Below are 16,344 nucleotides of genomic sequence, written 5' to 3' on the forward strand. Positions count from 1 at the left end.
GCGCAGGGGAATACGGACATCCCTCCGGGCGAGAGAAGGCGGATAAAACGCGCGTCGAAGCGATCACGACGGGACTTCTCCCGCGAGCGGGGGCGTGACGGAGGACACCTTCAACCTACCCGCGATTTCGGATGCCCCCGCCGAACCGTCCGGGGAGCAGGGGCAGGTCGAGCAGGGTGCGGACGCCGGGAGGGGCGGCGCACACCGCGGCGATGGAGTTCAGCGCGTGGCCGGCCGCGGCCGTGACGCCGTTGCCGATCCAGTCCTCGCCCAGGGTCAGGGACATCGAGGGGGTGCCCTGGACGCGCAGCGCGTAACCCGGCTCGTACCAGTCGCCGATGCGGCGGGCGTCGGCCTTGCGGGCGATCTCCAGGGTGATCAGCGGGAACCCGCCCGCCCGGCCGGTGAGGGTCCAGCGGTCGGCGGCGACGGTGCCGCGGGGGACGGGGCCGGCGGCGACGGCGAAGTCCTCGCGGGCGTGCAGGTACTCGTGGTCGAGGTCGACGTCGTCCAGCTCCACCCCCAGCGCGGCGGCCAGCAGGTGCAGGCTCTCGGTGTACAGGCCGCGCATCAGGCTCCTGCCCTGGGGGAGGGCGGCGGTGTACTCCTCCTCGGTCTTGCCGAACCCGCTCAGCTCGTGGACGATCCGGCGGGAGGGGTGCCCGGCGAGGTCGTAGCAGTCGCGGACGTAGAGGTGGTCCACCCGGCGGGCCAGCCCGCTCAGCACCAGCGGGAGCTTCTCGCCGGTGAAGCCGGGGTTGATGCCGGTGCCGTGGACGGACGTGCGGCCCTTGGCGCAGGCGTCCTCCAGGGCGCCCGTGAACTCGGGGCCGCGGGCGGGCGGGTAGACGAAACCGGTCAGCGAGACCACGTTCTTGCCCGACGCGAGCAGCCGGCAGACCGTGTCGAGGTCGTCGCCCCCGTAGAGGCGGCCGGGCAGGGGCGCGTAGACCACGCAGTCCGCGTCCAGGGCGAGGATCTCGTCCGGGTCGTCGGTGGCGAGGACGCCCGCCGGAGCACGGCCGACCAGCGTCCCGGCGTCCGCGCCCCGCTTGGCGGGGTCGTAGACCCGCAGGCCCGCGAGGCGGAACTCCGGGCGGTCGAGCAGGCCGCGCAGGACGCTGCGGCCGATGGCGCCGCTGCCCCACTGCACGACCCGCAGCGGTGCTGCTTCCATGGAAGGTGTTTCTCCTGGGGTGGGGGAGGTCTCGGACCTTATCCCAAGAGATCCAAAGTTGTCTCAACATGAGAGACGGAAAGGACCTTGGACCCGAACCGGGCACTTTCCTTCGGGGCCGCATTAGAGCAGGATTCGGTTTGCTGCTACCAATGGGTATTCCCGGGTGGTCGACCGGCAGCGAACGAGTCCACCCCACCAGTTTGATCGGCCCAATGGCCCGGACATCAGGAGCGCACTCATGAGTGAACTGCGGTACGACGGCAAGGTCGCCATCATCACGGGCGCCGGGCACGGCCTCGGCCGCCAGCACGCACTGGAACTGGCCGCGCGCGGCGCCAAGGTCGTCGTGAACGACCTCGGCGGCGACCTCCACGGCGACGGATCCTCCGCGGGCCCGGCCCAGGAGGTCGTGAACGAGATCGTCAAGAACGGCGGCGAGGCGGTCGCCAACGGCGGCAACGTCGCCACCGAGGAGGGCGCGGCCTCCATCGTCCAGACCGCGATCGACACGTTCGGACGCGTCGACATCCTCATCAACAACGCGGGCATCCTGCGCGACAAGTCCTTCAAGAACATGACCGTCGCCGAGTGGGACGCGGTCATCGCCGTGCACCTGCGCGGCGCCTACCTGGTCACCAAGGCCGCCTGGCCGCACCTGGTGGAGTCCGGCGCGGGCCGGATCGTCAACACCTCCTCCCCGGCCGGCCTGTTCGGCAACTTCGGCCAGGCCAACTACTCCACCGCCAAGATGGGCCTGGTGGGCTTCACCAAGACCATGGCGGCCGAGGGCGCCAAGAAGGGCGTCAGGGCCAACGCGATCGCCCCGGTGGCCTACACCCGGATGACCGCGGACCTGTTCCCGGCGGAGTTCGCCGACAAGCTCGGCGTCGAGCTGGTCACCCCGCTGGTGGCCTACCTGGCGCACGAGAGCGTGGCGGACAGCGGCCAGGTCTTCACCGTCGGCGGCGGCCGCATCGCGAAGATCTTCGTGGGCGAGGGCCCCGGCTTCACCAAGAAGGACGGCCTCTCCGTCGAGGACATCCGCGACAACTGGGAGGAGATCTCCGCGCAGGACCCGATGGCGGTGTTCGCCGGCATCCACGAGCAGACCGCGGCCACCTTCCAGGCCCTGCAGTAGGGATGGTCCTCTTCGACAGGCGGGACGGGGTGGCGACGATCACCCTGTCCCGGCCGGAGCGCCTCAACGCCGTCACCTACGCCGACACCGTGGACCTGCTCCGGATCCTCACCGAGCTCAAGGACGACACCGCGACCAGGGTCGTCGTCCTGACCGGGGAGGGCCGGGCGTTCTGCGCCGGCATGGACATCCAGCAGGGCGACGAGGAGCAGACCGACGAGGGCCGCGTCCAGCGGATCTACCGCAACATGGTCCGGGCCGGGGAGCTGGTGCTGGGCCTGCGGGAGATCCCGCAGCCGGTCGTCGCGGCGCTGCACGGGCCGGTGGTCGGCATGGCCTTCTCCATGGCGCTCGCCTGCGACCTGCGGGTGGCCTCGCCGACGGCGAAGTTCGTCTCGCCGTTCCTGAAGCTGGGCTTCTCGGCGGGCGACCTCGGCCTGTCCTGGATGCTGCCGAGGCTGATCGGCACCGCCCGGGCGGGGGAGATCTTCTACCGGGCCCAGACGGTCGGCGCCGAGCGCGCCCTGGAGCTGGGGCTGGTCACCGAGATCGCCGAGGACGACCTGGCGGGCGCCCAGGCCCTGGCGGCGGAGCTGATGACGCGCTCGCCGTTCGGGCTGCGGCACACCAAGGAGCTGCTCAACCTGGCGATGGACGCGCCGGGGCTGCGCACGCACCTGGCCACGGAGAACCGCACGCAGACCATGGCGTTCCTCACCGAGGACCTCAAGGAGGGCTTCGCGGCGACCATGGAGAAGCGGGAGCCGCGGTTCCGCAACCGCTGAGGACCCGCGGAGCGCAGGAGCGCGAACGAAAGGGGCGCCCCCGCGGGGGCGCCCCTGTCACGTCGTCACTCGGTGACGGACAGAGCGGCCTTGGGGCAGGAGCGCACGGCGTGCCGGACCTTGTCCTGCTGGTCGGCGGGGACGTCCGGGAGCAGGACGTGAAGGTTGTCCTCGTCGTCCAGGTCGAAGACGTCGGGGGCGAGCCCCACGCAGACGGCGTTGGCCTCGCAGACGAGGTAGTCGACGATCACCTTCATGGGCGCGTTCCTTTCGGATCGGTGTCCGGCCGCGATGGGGCGGCCGCGGCCAACAAGCCGAATCATATTCGGTTTTGTTGCGGGGCCCGGGGCGGCCCCCTGCTCCGGCGGTGGCCGCCGGCGTCCTCCCCCGAGCCTAACGAGAACACGTTCTACATGCCATATACCGGCGGGTCCGGGCATCCGGGAGGGGACGTACATGGACGTTCAGCGACGGAACGGTACAGTTCCCGGCGGAGGTTGATCAGATGACCGGAACACCGCCCCCCATGTCCCCCGAGCTGGTCCGCGCGGCCGAGGCGGCCAAGGGCTTCATGCCCCCCGCCGAGGGCGCCGCCCTGTACGAGACCGCGCTGGACTACGGCCGGATCGGACCGCTGCTGGAGGTGGGCACCTACTGCGGCAAGTCGGCGATCTACTTCGGCGCCGCCGCCCGCGAGGCCGGCACCGTGCTGGTGACCGTCGACCACCACCACGGCTCGGAGGAGAACCAGGCCGGCTGGGAGCACCACGACCCGACGCTGGTCGACCCCCTGACGGGCCGCATGGACACCCTGCCGACCTTCCGCAGGAACATCGAGCGGGCGGGCCTGGAGGACGTGGTCGTCGCCGTCATCGGCACCTCCGACACCGTCTCGAGGTTGTGGAGCACCGAGCTGGGCCTGCTGTTCATCGACGGCGGCCACAGCGAGCACTTCGCCAACGCCGACTACGAGAACTGGGCCGCCAAGATCAAGGTCGGCGGGGCCCTGGCGATCCACGACGTCTTCCCCGACCCCGCGGACGGCGGCCAGGCCCCCTACCGGGTCTACCTCCGCGCCCTGGCCTCCGGCGCCTTCGAGGAGCGCCGCGTGGAGGGCTCCCTGCGCGTCCTGGAGCGCACCTCCGGCACCGACCCGCTGACCGCCGCGGGCTAGCTGTATTGACCTGCAGGGTTGTTGACGCGGGTGATGGGTGCCGCGCCGCCGAGGGCGGTGTGGCATCGGTGGTGGTTGTAGGTGTGCAGGAAGTCGGCTAGGGCTGCGGTTCGTTCGTTGTTGCTGGCATAGGGGCGGATGTAGGCCCATTCGTCCAGGAGGGTGCGGTTGAAGCGTTCGACTTTGCCGTTGGTCTGGGGGCGGTAGGGGCGGGTGCGTTTGCCGGTGGCGCCCAGGTCGGCCAGGGCGTGCTGCCAGGCGGTGGATTTGCGGTAGGTCCAGGCGTTGTCGGTCAGGACCCGCTCGATGCGGGTGATGCCCAGGTCGGCGAAGTGGGCGGCGGCCCGGTGCAGGAAGGCGGCGCAGGTGGCGGCCTTCTCGTCGGGGTGGATCTCGCTGTAGGCGATGCGGGTGTGGTCGTCGACGGCCGAGTGGACGTAGTCGAAGCCGGTGGTGCGTCTGCGGTCGGGGCAGGCGGCGCGGCCCAGGACGCGCCAGCCGCCGCCGTCGGGGATGCGGCCGAGTTTCTTGACGTCCACGTGCACCAGCTCGCCGGGCCGCCGGCGTTCGTAGCGGCGGATCACCTGGCCGGTGGGCCGGTCCAGGAAGGATAGGCGGTTGAGGCCGTGGCGGCACAGGATCCGGTGGACGGTCGAGGCGGGCAGGCCCAGGATCGGGCCGATGCGGGCAGGGCCGAGCTTGCGGCCGGTGCGCAGGCGACAGACCTGCTCTTCCACCCCGGCCGGGGTGCGGTGCGGCACCCGGTGTGGCCGGCTGGGGCGGTCGTGCAGGCCTGAGGGTCCCTCGGTGCGCCAGCGGGCCACCCATTTGTGGGCGGTCTGGCGGGAGACGCCCATCTCCGCGGCCACATGGGCCACCGGGCGGCCCGAGGCGACACGCTCGACGAGCAGACGCCGCCCGTGGACTGTCAGCCTGGCGTTACGGTGGGACACGAAGACCTCCGAGGTGGTGTGGACCTAGACAGCTCCACCACATCGGGGGTCTTCACTGTTGATCAAGCACCCTCAGCCCGTGTCAACAACGTTCGTGATCATTACAGCTAGCCCCCGTCGCCCGGCGAGACGAGCCCGTGCTCGTAGGCGAGGATGACGAGCTGGACCCGGTCGCGCACCCCGAGCTTGGCGATCGCCCGCGTCACGTGCGTCTTGGCGGTGAGCGGGCTGATCACCAGCTCGGCGGCGATCTCCTGGTTCGACAGGCCGCGTGCGACCAGGCGGACCACCTCGTTCTCCCGCGCGGTCAGCGCCGCCAGCGGCGCCGGCCTCGCCGGGGGCCGGGAGGCCGCCCCGGCGAAGCGGGCGACGACCCGGCGCGTGACTCCGGGGGACAGCAGCGCCTCCCCGGCCGCCGCGACCGCCACCGCCCGGCGCAGCTCGGCGGGTTCGACCTCCTTGGTGAGGAAGCCGCTCGCCCCGGCCGCGAGCGCCTCGAAGACGTGCTCGTCGGTGTCGAAGGTGGTCAGCACCACGACCCTGGTCGACGGGCGGGCGGCGAGGATCCTGCGGGTCGCCTCGATGCCGTCGACACCGGGCATCCGGATGTCCATGAGCACGACGTCCGGGGCGAGGCGCTCGGCCAGCGCGACGGCCTCGGTCCCGGAGGCGGCCTCGCCGACGACCGAGAGGTCCCTGGCACGGGAGAGGAGGCTGCGGAAGCCCGCGCGCACGAGCGCCTGGTCGTCGGCGAGCAGCACGGTGACGGTCACGCCGCAGACCCTCCCACACTCCGGGGCAGCACCGCGCGGACGGTGAACCCGTCGCCCGACTCCCAGTCCACCGAGCCGCCGAGCGCGGTCACCCGCTCCCGCATCCCGACCAGCCCGTGCCCCGGGACGACGGGCGAGGGCGCGCCGCCGTCGTCGCGGATCTCGACGCGCAGATCCCCGGCGCCGGCGGCCAGGCGGACGGAGAGGCGGGACGCCCCCGAATGCCTGAGCGTGTTGGTGACGGCCTCGCGGACGACCTGGTAGGCCGCGATGCTCTGCGCGGCCGGAACGCCCGCCAGATCCCCCGCCCGGTCCGTTTCGACCTTCAGGCCGGCCGTGCGGGCGGTGTCCAGGAGCGACTCGATCTCGGGGATCCCGGCCTGGGGTGTGCCCCGCAGGTCGCCGACGAAGGCCTTCAGATCGGTCATGGCCGCGTGGCGCGCCTCCCGAGCGGTCAGCAGGGCCGCGCGCGCCGCGTCGAGGTCGACGCCCGGACCGTCCGGGTCGTCGGCCAGGGCGTCCGCCGCGACGCTGAGGTGGACGCCGACGACGGCGAGGGTGTGCGCGACGACGTCGTGCACCTCGCGAGCGATCTCCAGCCGGTGTTCGGCCGCCCGGGTCTGCTCCTCCTGCGCCAGGCGGGCCGCCCTCTCGGCCAGCCCTTCGGCGCGCTGCCGCCGGATGACGGCGATCCCCAGCGGGAGGCTGAGCCACAGCGCCTCGCCGCCGAGCCGCGAGAACGCCTCGAACACCCCGACGTGGGAGAGGACGACCTCGACGAAGACGCCATAGGAGAGGGCGCCGAGAGACGTGAAGGCCACGGCCCCGTGGCGACGCGCCGAGAAGGCGGTGAGCAGGGCCGGGGCCAGCGGCCAGATCCAGCCCATCTCGTACAGGCCGGCGGTGCGGAAGGCGAAGAGCGCGAGCGCGGAGAGGGCGAGGACGGTTCCGGGGGCGCGCCGCCGGAACATCAGGGCCGATCCGAGTGCGGCGCCCAGGGCGAACGGCCCCTCCCAGGCGAGGGGCGCGCCCACGGTGGCGGGAGCGAAGCAGACCGCGGCGAAGGTGAGCAGGGCGATCGCCGCGTCCACCCCGAACCGGGCCGCGGTGAGGCGCTTCATCGTGCGGCCTTGCGCGTCGTGGCGGCGGCGAGGGCCAGCCAGGCCAGCCCGGCGTCCAGCAGCAGCCGTTCGGCGAGGCCCAGCGGCGCGCTGTGCGTCAGCGCCATCCGGTCGGCGAGGCAGACCGCGAACAGCACGAGCCCGGTCGTCGTGGCGGCCGCGCAGGCGCGGAGAGCGTGCAGGGGAAGGCCCGTCGAGCGCCGCAGCGACCGGGTGACGACATGGGTGGCGACGCACAGGAGGATCAGTGCGATCCATGCGGCGGCGCCGTGCACGGTCTCCGAGAGCGAGGGGGCCCGCCATCGGCCGGGCGGGTCCGCGGGGAACACCGCGGCGACCGCGAACCCGGCGGCGGCCCCGGCCAGCAGGCTCCGTCCCTTCCCGCGCCCGGCGAGTGCCGCCACGGCCGCGGTCGCCAGCGCGAAGGCCGCGATGCCGAAGGACACCAGCCATCCGTGCGTTCCGTTGACGTACCTGCTCACCGGCTCGGCCACGAGGTCGTAACCGGGGTGCACGAGGTCCGAGAGGGTGAAGGCGGCGAAGGCGGCGGCCGCGCAGGCTCCGGCGGTCCTGCGGAGGGCTGCGGCCGAGGTGCTCGGCGGCGTCATCGTGTACGTCATGTCCGGAAAGTTAATTTCCAGGCTTCCTGACTGCGTCGTCCGGGAGCAGGCACTTCGTTCTGCTCTGCTCGCGTACCCCGTACACCGAAGGGAGTACGCGAGCACCTGCGGGGCGCACCGTCCCCCGGGCCCGCGGACAGGCCCGGGGAGGACGACAGGCGTCAGGTGCGGGCGGGCTGGGGGCAGCCGCAGGAGGGCGGGGCCGGGGTCGGGGACGGGCCCAGCGGACGGCCGTCGATCTCCTTGAAGATGCGGGCCGCGGGGGACGCGTCCGCGAGAGCCTCCGACGCCAGGAGGACGGCCGCGGCGGTGTACGTGGAGCGGTCCCCTGGGAAGTGGCGCTGGTTCTCGAACTGCCAGCCGGTCCAGTAGGAGCCGTCCTCGTGCCGGAGGAACTGGATGTCGGCGAACACCTCGGCGGCCCGGGGGTCGCCGGCGGCGTCCAGGGCCATGACCAGCTCGCAGGTCTCCGCGCCGGTCACCCAGGGCTGGTCGGACACGCAGCGGCAGCCGAGTCCGGCGACCATGTAGGTGTCCCAGCACTTGTCGATCAGCTCGCGCGCGGCCTCGCCGCGCACCGCGCCGCCGAGAACCGGGTAGTACCAGTCCATCGACCAGCGGGACTTGTCGGCGAACGCCTCCGGGTGGTGGGCGATGGCGTGGCCCAGCCGGTCGGCGGCCAGTTCCCAGTCCGGCTGGGGCTCGCCGAGCCGTTCGCCGAGCGCCACCGCGCAGCGCAGCGCCTGGTAGATCGACGAGCAGCCGGTGAGCAGCGACTCCTCTCCCACCGAGCCGTCCTCCCAGCGGATCCACTTGACGTCGCCGAGCGGCGTCTGCAGGCCCACCACGAAGTCGATCGCGGCGCGCACCGCGGGCCACAGGGAGCCGACGTACTCCTCGTCGCCCGTGACGAGGAGCTCATGCCACATGCCCACCGCGAGGTACGCCGCGTGGTTGGACTCGCCGCCGGTGTCGGTGACCTTCTCGTCCTCCCACTTGGCGGGCCAGGAGCCGTCCGGCCGCTGCTGGTCGCGCAGCCAGTCGTAGGCGCGCCGGGCCTGCGCGCCGAAGCCGGAGGCCGACAGCGCCATCGCCGCCTCGATGTGGTTCCAGGCGTCGACCTTCCCGGCCGGGTAGCCGTCGAAGGCCGCGTACCAGGGGATGGCGCCCGAGGGGTACTGCTGACGGACGATGGAGAGGGCCGTCGCCTCGACCTGCCCGGGGGTGAGGATGACGTCAGCCCGCATAGGAGGGCTTGGTCAGGTAGACGACGACGCTCTTGCCGATGAACGGGTTGAGCAGCTGCTCGGCCAGCCGGGTGGCCAGGGGCTGCTTCATGATGTCCCAGACCAGGACCTGGTGGTAGGCCTTGACCAGCGGGTGGTCGTTGTCGTCCAGGCCCACCGCGCACTTGATCCACCAGTAGGCGGAGTGCAGGCCGTGCGCGTGGTGGTGGCCGTCGATCCGGAAGCCCATCGACTTGAGCTTGGCCTCCAGCTCGGCGCGCGTGTAGATGCGCACGTGGCCGCCGGGCGAGGTGTGGTAGGCCTCCGACAGCAGCCAGCAGATGCGCTCGGGCAGCCAGGTCGGCACGGTCACCGCGACCTGCCCGCCGGGCTTGAGCACCCGGAAGAGCTCCTTCATCGCCTGCATGTCGTTGGGGATGTGCTCCATCACCTCGGCGGCGATGATCTTGTCGAAGGTCCCGTCCTCGAACGGCAGGTCCAGCGCGTCGCCGACGACGGTCTCGGCCGAGGAGCCCTCGGGCGCCTCGCCTTCCAGCTCCATCGCGTTGAACATCGTCTGGACGGCCTTGAGCTCCTCGGCGTCCATGTCGAACGCGGTCACCCGGGCGCCCCGGCGGTACAGCTCGAAGGCGTGCCGTCCGCCGCCGCAGCCCATGTCGAGGACGCGTTCCCCCACGGCGATGGGGAACCGCTGCCGGAAGTCAACGGTAAGCAGAGGGGGGCTCCTTCCACGGGCGGCCTGTGCGGGGCCGCTGTTCTCGGGGGGCCCGGGGGTCGCCCCCCGGGTCGGCGGGTCAGCGCGCGGTCTTGATCGCTGCCCGGTAGTGCTCGACGGTCGCCAGGGCGACCGCCTTCCAGGTGTAGCGCTCCTGGACCCGGCGGTAGCCGGCCTCGCCGAGGCGGGCCCGCTCCTCGGGGGAGTCGTGCAGGCGCTTGATGGTGGCGGCGAGGTCCTCGACGTCGCCGGGCTTGACCAGCGCGGCGGCGTCGCCGACCACCTCGGGCAGCGCCCCGGCGGCGCTGGCCACCAGCGGGGTGCCCGAGGCCATGTGCTCGACGGCGGGCAGGGAGAACCCCTCGTAGCGGGACGGCACGACGGCGATCTCGGCGGAGGCGAGCAGCTCGCCCAGCTCCTCGTCGGAGATGCCGGAGACGAACCTGACCTTCTCCCCCAGGGCGAGCTCCCGGACGAGCTTCTCGGTGGGGCCGTCCTTGCTGGGCTTGCTGACGATCACCAGGTGCACCTCGCGCTCGGTGGCGATCTTGGCGACCGCGCGCAGCAGCACGTCCACGCCCTTGAGCGGGGAGTCGGCGCTGGCCATCGCCACGATCCGCCCCGGCACGCGCTCGCCGCGGGGGTGGAAGATCTCGGTCTCGACGCCCAGCGGCAGGACGTGGATCTGCGCCGGGTCGGTCCGGAAGTCCTTGGCGATGTCGCGCTTGGAGGAGCCGGAGACGGTGAGGATGCGGCCGATCCGGGCCGAGACGAACGCCTGCATCCGCACGAACCCGTACCAGCGGCGCTTGCCGAGGTGCTGCCTGATGCCCCTGGCCGCCTCGATCTCGATCTTGCGGTCCTGGCTGATGGGGTGGTGGATGCTGGTGACCAGCGGGAACAGCCTGGGGATGCCGAGGTTGCCCAGGCCCAGCACCTGGTTGTCGTGCACGACGTCGAAGTCGCCGCGGCGCTTCTTCAGCGCCCGCAGCACCCGGAGGCTGAAGGTCAGCGGCTCGGGGAACCCGCCGGTGCGCATGTGCAGCCACTCCAGCACGTCGATCCAGTCGCGGAACTCGCGCGGGTGCGGGTTCCGGAAGGGGTCGTCGTCGTTGTAGAGGTCGAGGCTGGGGAGCTTGGTCAGGGCGATCTCGTCGCGGTCCAGCACCGGGTAGGGCTGCCCGGAGAAGATCTCCACCTTGTGCCCCAGGTCGGCAAGCTCCCGGCTGAGGTGGCGCAGGTAGACGCCCTGGCCTCCGCAATGGGGTTTGCTCCGGTAGGAGAGCAGTGCGATCCGCAGTTGCCGCCCGTCCTCAGCGCTCACGCCCACCTCTTAGAAATCGCACCGGATCGATGCCAGTTGTACTGGATGTCTGACTGTAGCCTGCTCATGCTACCCATGGGTTACATGGGGGCCGATTACCTTCTCTTGGCTTTTTGTATGAGATGTCCAGAGGTGTCGGTGTCGGCGCCGGAGTCCGGGCACGACGGGGGGCGGGCCGCCGGTGGCGGCCCGCCGTGGTCGTGCCGGCGGAGGGCGCCTCAGCCGCGCCGGGGGGTCGGCGTGAAGGCGACCGGGATCTCCTTGTAGCCGTTGACGAAGTTCGACCGCAGCCGGCGGACCTCGCCGTCGAGGTGGATGTCGGGCATGCGCTCGGCCAGCGCGCCGAACAGGATGGACAGGTTCATCCGGGCCAGGTGGGTGCCCAGGCAGAAGTGCGGGCCGCCGCCGCCGAAGCCGATGTGGCCGTTCTGCTCGCGGCCGATGTCGAAGACGAACGGGTCGGCGAAGACCTCCTCGTCCCGGTTGGCCGACGGGTAGAACATGACGACCTTGTCGCCCGCCTTGATGGTCTTGCCGCCCAGCTCCACGTCCTGGGTGGCGGTGCGGCGGAACAGGTTGAGCGGGCTGGTCCAGCGCACGATCTCCTCGGCCGCGCTGCGCATCAGCTCCGGGTTCTCCTTGAGCCGCGCCCACTGGTCGGGGTGGTCGAAGAAGGCGAGGATGCCGCCGGCCGTGGCCGTGCGGGTCGTCTCGTTGCCGGCGATCGTCAGCATCAGGATGAAGAGGTTGAACTCCTCGTCCGTCAGCAGGTTCCCCTCGTCGTCGGGCTGGAGCAGCTTGGTGGCGATGTCGTTCTGCGGGTTCTTGCGCCGCTCGTCCGCGATCTGCTGGGCGAACATGTAGATCTCGGCCGCGGCGGTCTGCGCCACGTGCGGCCCGTCCTGCATCTCGGGGTCGTCGAACCCGACGAGCTGGTTGGACTTCTCGAACAGGAAGTCGGCGTGCTCGACCGGCACGCCCATGAGCTCGCAGATCGTCTGCAGCGGCAGCGGCGCGGCCAGGTCGCGGACGAACTCCGCCTTGCCCTTCTCGCACACCTTGTCGATCAGCGCGTGGGTGATGTCCTCGATGTGCCCGCGCAGCTGGTTGACCATGCGGGGGGTGAAGCCGCGGTTGACGTAGGACCGCTGCCGGGTGTGCTGGGGCGGGTCCATGAACAGCATCATCTGCTGGTGGAGCGCGATCTCCTCGTCGGAGTACTCGGTGAACATCGAGGTCCGGATGGCCGAGGAGAACAGCTCGGGGTGGCGGGAGACGAAGACGATGTCCTCGTGCCGGGTGATCGCCCAGAAGCCGGGCACGCTCTCCTGCGGGTCGTAGTGCCAGTGCACGGGGTCGTTCTTGCGCAGCCAGGCGAACTGCTCGTGCGGCGTGCCGGTCTGCTCGTACTGGTCGAGGGAGATGATGTCGATCTTGGGGATGTCAGGGGCGGACATACCGGTTCTCCTCGCGCTGGCTTCGGGGTGAGGGAGGGCACAGCAGGTGCGGTCCGGCGCCTGATCGGGGCGCCGCCGCCCTCCCAGTCAATAATGAGACTCCAGTCTCGTCAAGAGTCTCACGCCGTGCGTCGGAGTGTGCCGCCCTTTATCGGGAGAAGACGCGCCGCCCCCGGCCCGGAGCGGGCCGAGGGCGGCGGAGGGCGGCGGAGGGCGCGAGGGGGCTCAGCGGACGTAGCTCAGCGGGTGGCCGCCGGTGCGGCGGGCCTGGCCGCGCTTCTCCAGGGTGCGCAGGTGCGCGGCGGTCTCGCCGACGGCCAGGTGGTGGCTGATCGGGGGCATCTTCTCCCAGGAGTAGCTCCACACGCAGCGGGTGGCGAGCGTCCACAGGGTCTGCGGCTCGTCGCCCAGCAGCGCCCGGACCTCGGCCAGCCGCTCCTCGTGGTGCTCGATGATCTCCTTGGCCCGGCGCGAGATGCCGGTGAAGGAGTACTGGTGGGCCGGCATCGCGTCCTCGACGCCCATCGCGGCGGTGCGCTCCAGGGACGCCAGGTAGCCGCCCAGCGGGTCCACCTCGGGCCGGTCGTAGGGGTAGAGGCCGACGTGCGGGGTGATCTCCGGCAGCACGTGGTCGCCGGTGAAGAGCAGGTCCCGGTCCTCCAGGTGCAGGCAGATGTGGCCGGGGGAGTGGCCGGGCGTCCAGATGGTGCGCAGCGTGCGGCCGGGCAGGTCGACGAGGTCGCCGTCCTCCAGCAGCCGGTCCGGCATGGCCGGCGGGTCGGGGCGGCCGTCGTTGGCGCGCATCGCGTCCTGCTCCTCGGGGGAGGCGCCGGCCCTGCCGATCCAGTCGCCCAGGTCCTCGCCGTTCGGGTTCTCGAGGTCGGCGCGCATGTGCGTGATGACCTCGGCGTCGGCCCGGTGCATGGCCACCCAGGCGCCCGAGCGCTCCCTGATCCGCCCGGCGAGCCCGGCGTGGTCGGGGTGCATGTGGGTGACCACGACCCCGTACACGTCCTCGATGGCGGTGCCGAGGCCGGTGAGCCCGGCCTTCAGCGCCTTCCACGCCTCGGGGTGCTCCCAGCCGGCGTCGATGAGGACCGGCCCCCGTTCGTTCTCCAGGACGTACACCAGGGTCTTGCCCAGGGGGTTGCCCGGAATGGGCACGGGAACGCTCCACAAACCGCCACCGTGATCGGTGACACCGGCATTGCCGGCCACATCGGCCCTGTCGGCCACGCGGTACTCCTCGAACTCAGAAAAAGGGGCCGGGGGCGGGCGCCCCCGGCGAAGACGGCACGCGTCAGACGCGTTCCAGGACGGTGGCCGTCGAGAGGGCTCCGCCGCAGCACATGGTGACCAGCGCGGTCTCGGCGTCCCGCCGCTCCAGTTCGTGCAGCGCGGTGGTGATGAGCCTCGCCCCGGTCGCGCCGACCGGGTGCCCGAGGGCGATGGCCCCGCCGTTGACGTTCACCCGGTCCATGTCCGGCCGGTGCACCGACGCCCAGGACATGGCGACGGAGGCGAAGGCCTCGTTGACCTCGAAGAGGTCCAGGTCGCCGATGCCCATCCCGGTGGCGTCGAGCACCTTCTGGGTCGACTGGACGGGGCCGTCCAGGTGGTAGTAGGGCTCGCCGCCGACCAGTGCCTGCGCCCTGATCGCGGCGCGGGGGCGCAGGCCGAGCTGCGCGGCCTTCTCCTCGGACATGAGCAGGACGGCCGAGGCGCCGTCGGAGATCTGGGAGCTGGTGCCCGCGGTGTGCGTCTTCACCACCGGCTTGAGCTTGGCCAGGCCCTCCAGGGTGGTCTCACGCAGGCCCTGGTCGCGGGTGACGGTCAGGGTCTCCCCGGTGGGGTCGCCCTCCTTGTCGATCTGCGGGACGTCCGGGACGGGGACGATCTCGCGGTCGAAGCGGCCGTCGGCCCACGCCTTGGCGGCCAGCTGCTGGGAGCGCAGGCCGAAGGCGTCGAGGTCCTCGCGGGTGAAGCCGCGCCGCTCGGCGATGCGCTCGGCCGCCTCGAACTGGTTGGGCATGTCCAGCGACCAGTCGTCGGGGCGGGGGTCGGCCGGGTGGACGTTGCTGCCCAGCGGGGCGCGGCTCATCACCTCGACGCCGCAGCCGATGGCCACGTCCACCACCCCGGCCTGGATCATCGCGGCGGCCAGGCCGACGCTCTGCTGGGCCGAGCCGCACTGGGCGTCGATCGTGGTGACGCCGGTCTGCCAGGGCAGGCCCGCGTACAGCCAGGAGTAGCGGCCGATGTGGCCGCCCTGCTCCCCGGCCTGGGTGACGCAGCCCGCGAAGACCTGCCCGACCTCCACGGGGTCGATGCCGGCCCGGTCGACCAGCGCCCTGAGGGTGTGCCCGAGCAGGGCCTGCGCCTTCATCCCGGCCAGCCACCCCCCGCGCCTGCCCTGCGGGGTGCGCACCGCCTCCACGATCACCGGCCGTCCCATGCTGACTCCTCGAGTTCTAGAATCACATTCAAAATTAAGGTAACGGGTTCTAGATGTCCGGAACAGGTCCGTCCCGCTCGATGAAACGGGGCGGTGCCTCCTCCAGGCGCACGGTGAGCGAGCGGTAGGACGGCACCAGCACGCGCCGCGCGGGCTCCCGCGCGGTGATCCGCCAGGGCCGCCCGGCCTCCGTCAGCGCCGCCAGCATGCGCGTCACCTGCGTGCGGGCCACCGCGGCGCCCAGGCACAGGTGGCGTCCCGCGCCGAACCACAACTGCCTGGTCTCGGGTATGTAGTCGCGGGTGATGTCGAAGGCACCGGCGCCGTTGTTGGCCCGGTATGTGAGGACCATCACTCTCTCGCCCTCGCGCAGCCGCCTGCCCGCGACGGTCACGTCCCCGGCGACGTGGCGGCCGATCACCGGGGCGGGGGTGGACACCCGCAGCCCCTCCCGGACGGCGTTGGGCATCAGCGCGGGCTGTTGCAGCAGCAGCCGGTGCTGTCCGGTGTCGTGCAGCAGGGCGACGGTGCGGGCGGTGCCGGACGCGCCCGTCTCGGTGCCCGCGATCGCCAGCAGCGTGGCCAGGCCGCGGGTGAGGTCGAGGCTGAAGCCCCTCTCCCGGCAGCGCCCCAGGATGGTGTCGGTTCCGGCCGAGGCGTAGGCGCGGGGCACGGCCGCGGTCAGCCGCCCGGCCAGCTCCCCGGCCTCCTCGATCTTGTGCCGGGGCAGGTCGGTGGAGGAGGCGGTGCCCAGGGCCAGGGACGCGAGCCGCTCCCCGGTGGCGAACAGCTCCGCGTAGGGGGCGTCCTCGGTGCCGAGTTCCAGGCCGAGGAGGTCGGCCACGAGCCGGCCGGCCAGCACCCTGGTCGCGGCGGCCAGGTCCACGCTCCGCCCCTCGGCCAGGCGGCGGGCCAGCTCCCGGTAGTGGGCGCCCTGGGCGCGTTCGACCAGGTCGGCGGCGGCCCGCTCGGTGAAGAGGTCGCGGGCGGCGGCCCGGATCTCGGTGTGGGCGGCGCCGTCGAACAGCCCGGCCATCTCGGGGCCGAACAGCTGCCCCCACATGTGCCCGACCCCGCCCTCCCCGGCCATGCTGAAGTTCCGGTGGTCGCCCAGGACGTGCCGGGCCAGCACCGGATCGGTGACCAGCCAGCCGACGCGGGGCAGCCGACTGATCGGGGGAGCCAGGCGGGAGGCGCGCAGCAGCGCGTACAGCCAGGGGTTCCCCCGGCGCAGAAGGCGCGCCTCGTGGCGGTTCATCGATCGTTACTCCGCTTCCGGTGACAGGCATTGCCCGACGTCTGTAATGATGGCGCGGCAATTCGTGAAGAATATGAGTGTTTTCCCTTAAGTCGGACTGAGTACCGGAGCTCATGCCGGGCGCGGAACGACGAGACAGGCTGG

The 16,344-nt window shown here is 71.9% G+C and carries 16 protein-coding genes; 3 read left to right on the forward strand and 13 right to left on the reverse strand.

Features of this window, described 5'->3' with window-relative positions; translation table 11 throughout:
* Positions 1 to 115 precede the first annotated feature (115 nt).
* Positions 116 to 1,177 carry an NAD(P)H-dependent amine dehydrogenase family protein gene (locus C2865_RS18145; RefSeq protein WP_106399670.1) on the reverse strand — a complete coding sequence of 354 codons (1,062 nt, stop codon included), beginning with the start codon at positions 1,175 to 1,177 and terminating at the stop codon, positions 116 to 118.
* Positions 1,178 to 1,418: 241 nt separating this feature from the next.
* Between C2865_RS18145 and C2865_RS18150 the strand changes: the two genes are divergently transcribed.
* Complete coding sequence (locus tag C2865_RS18150) at positions 1,419 to 2,318, forward strand: SDR family oxidoreductase (RefSeq protein WP_106399671.1); 900 nt, start codon at positions 1,419 to 1,421, stop codon at positions 2,316 to 2,318.
* Between the two features lie 2 nt (positions 2,319 to 2,320).
* Positions 2,321 to 3,103: an enoyl-CoA hydratase/isomerase family protein gene (locus C2865_RS18155; RefSeq protein ID WP_106399672.1), complete on the forward strand. Its 783-nt coding sequence runs from the start codon at positions 2,321 to 2,323 to the stop codon at positions 3,101 to 3,103.
* Between the two features lie 65 nt (positions 3,104 to 3,168).
* Here the strand turns inward: C2865_RS18155 and C2865_RS18160 are convergent, their stop codons facing one another.
* Positions 3,169 to 3,360: a ferredoxin gene (locus C2865_RS18160; RefSeq protein ID WP_106399673.1), complete on the reverse strand. Its 192-nt coding sequence runs from the start codon at positions 3,358 to 3,360 to the stop codon at positions 3,169 to 3,171.
* Positions 3,361 to 3,608: 248 nt separating this feature from the next.
* On the opposite strand from C2865_RS18160, the gene C2865_RS18165 reads away from it, so the two are divergent.
* Complete coding sequence (locus tag C2865_RS18165) at positions 3,609 to 4,277, forward strand: class I SAM-dependent methyltransferase (protein WP_106399674.1); 669 nt, start codon at positions 3,609 to 3,611, stop codon at positions 4,275 to 4,277.
* Here C2865_RS18165 and C2865_RS18170 read toward each other — a convergent pair.
* The 11 genes from C2865_RS18170 to C2865_RS18220 form a co-directional block, all read right to left on the reverse strand.
* A complete protein-coding gene (locus C2865_RS18170; protein WP_106399675.1) occupies positions 4,274 to 5,230 on the reverse strand; it encodes an IS481 family transposase in 957 nt (318 codons plus the stop codon). The genes C2865_RS18165 and C2865_RS18170 overlap by 4 nt on opposite strands.
* Before the next feature lie 107 nt (positions 5,231 to 5,337).
* Positions 5,338 to 6,003 carry a response regulator gene (locus C2865_RS18175; protein ID WP_106399676.1) on the reverse strand — a complete coding sequence of 222 codons (666 nt, stop codon included), beginning with the start codon at positions 6,001 to 6,003 and terminating at the stop codon, positions 5,338 to 5,340.
* Positions 6,000 to 7,124 (reverse strand): sensor histidine kinase, encoded by a 1,125-nt coding sequence (locus C2865_RS18180; RefSeq protein WP_106399677.1) that lies wholly within the window; start codon positions 7,122 to 7,124, stop codon positions 6,000 to 6,002. Before C2865_RS18180 ends, C2865_RS18175 begins: the two co-directional genes overlap by 4 nt.
* Positions 7,121 to 7,744, reverse strand: a complete 624-nt coding sequence (locus tag C2865_RS18185; protein WP_106399678.1) for a DUF998 domain-containing protein — start codon at positions 7,742 to 7,744, stop codon at positions 7,121 to 7,123. Before C2865_RS18185 ends, C2865_RS18180 begins: the two co-directional genes overlap by 4 nt.
* Positions 7,745 to 7,905: 161 nt before the next feature.
* Positions 7,906 to 8,991, reverse strand: coding sequence for a YyaL domain-containing protein (locus C2865_RS18190; protein ID WP_106399679.1), 1,086 nt, complete (start codon positions 8,989 to 8,991; stop codon positions 7,906 to 7,908).
* Complete coding sequence (locus C2865_RS18195) at positions 8,981 to 9,706, reverse strand: class I SAM-dependent methyltransferase (RefSeq protein ID WP_106399680.1); 726 nt, start codon at positions 9,704 to 9,706, stop codon at positions 8,981 to 8,983. Before C2865_RS18195 ends, C2865_RS18190 begins: the two co-directional genes overlap by 11 nt.
* Positions 9,707 to 9,785: 79 nt before the next feature.
* Positions 9,786 to 11,030: a glycosyltransferase family 4 protein gene (locus C2865_RS18200; protein ID WP_106399681.1), complete on the reverse strand. Its 1,245-nt coding sequence runs from the start codon at positions 11,028 to 11,030 to the stop codon at positions 9,786 to 9,788.
* Between the two features lie 218 nt (positions 11,031 to 11,248).
* On the reverse strand, positions 11,249 to 12,487 hold the full coding sequence (locus C2865_RS18205; RefSeq protein ID WP_106399682.1) for a cytochrome P450: 1,239 nt from the start codon (positions 12,485 to 12,487) through the stop codon (positions 11,249 to 11,251).
* Between the two features lie 225 nt (positions 12,488 to 12,712).
* Positions 12,713 to 13,651: an MBL fold metallo-hydrolase gene (locus C2865_RS18210; protein ID WP_232835685.1), complete on the reverse strand. Its 939-nt coding sequence runs from the start codon at positions 13,649 to 13,651 to the stop codon at positions 12,713 to 12,715.
* Positions 13,652 to 13,787: 136 nt separating this feature from the next.
* Positions 13,788 to 14,942, reverse strand: coding sequence for a steroid 3-ketoacyl-CoA thiolase (locus C2865_RS18215; RefSeq protein ID WP_106399683.1), 1,155 nt, complete (start codon positions 14,940 to 14,942; stop codon positions 13,788 to 13,790).
* A 49-nt stretch (positions 14,943 to 14,991) separates the two neighbouring features.
* On the reverse strand, positions 14,992 to 16,200 hold the full coding sequence (locus C2865_RS18220; RefSeq protein ID WP_106399684.1) for a cytochrome P450: 1,209 nt from the start codon (positions 16,198 to 16,200) through the stop codon (positions 14,992 to 14,994).
* Between the last annotated feature and the right edge of the window lie 144 nt (positions 16,201 to 16,344).

The organism is Actinocorallia populi (genome assembly GCF_002995495.1).
Classification (GTDB): domain Bacteria; phylum Actinomycetota; class Actinomycetes; order Streptosporangiales; family Streptosporangiaceae; genus Actinocorallia; species Actinocorallia populi.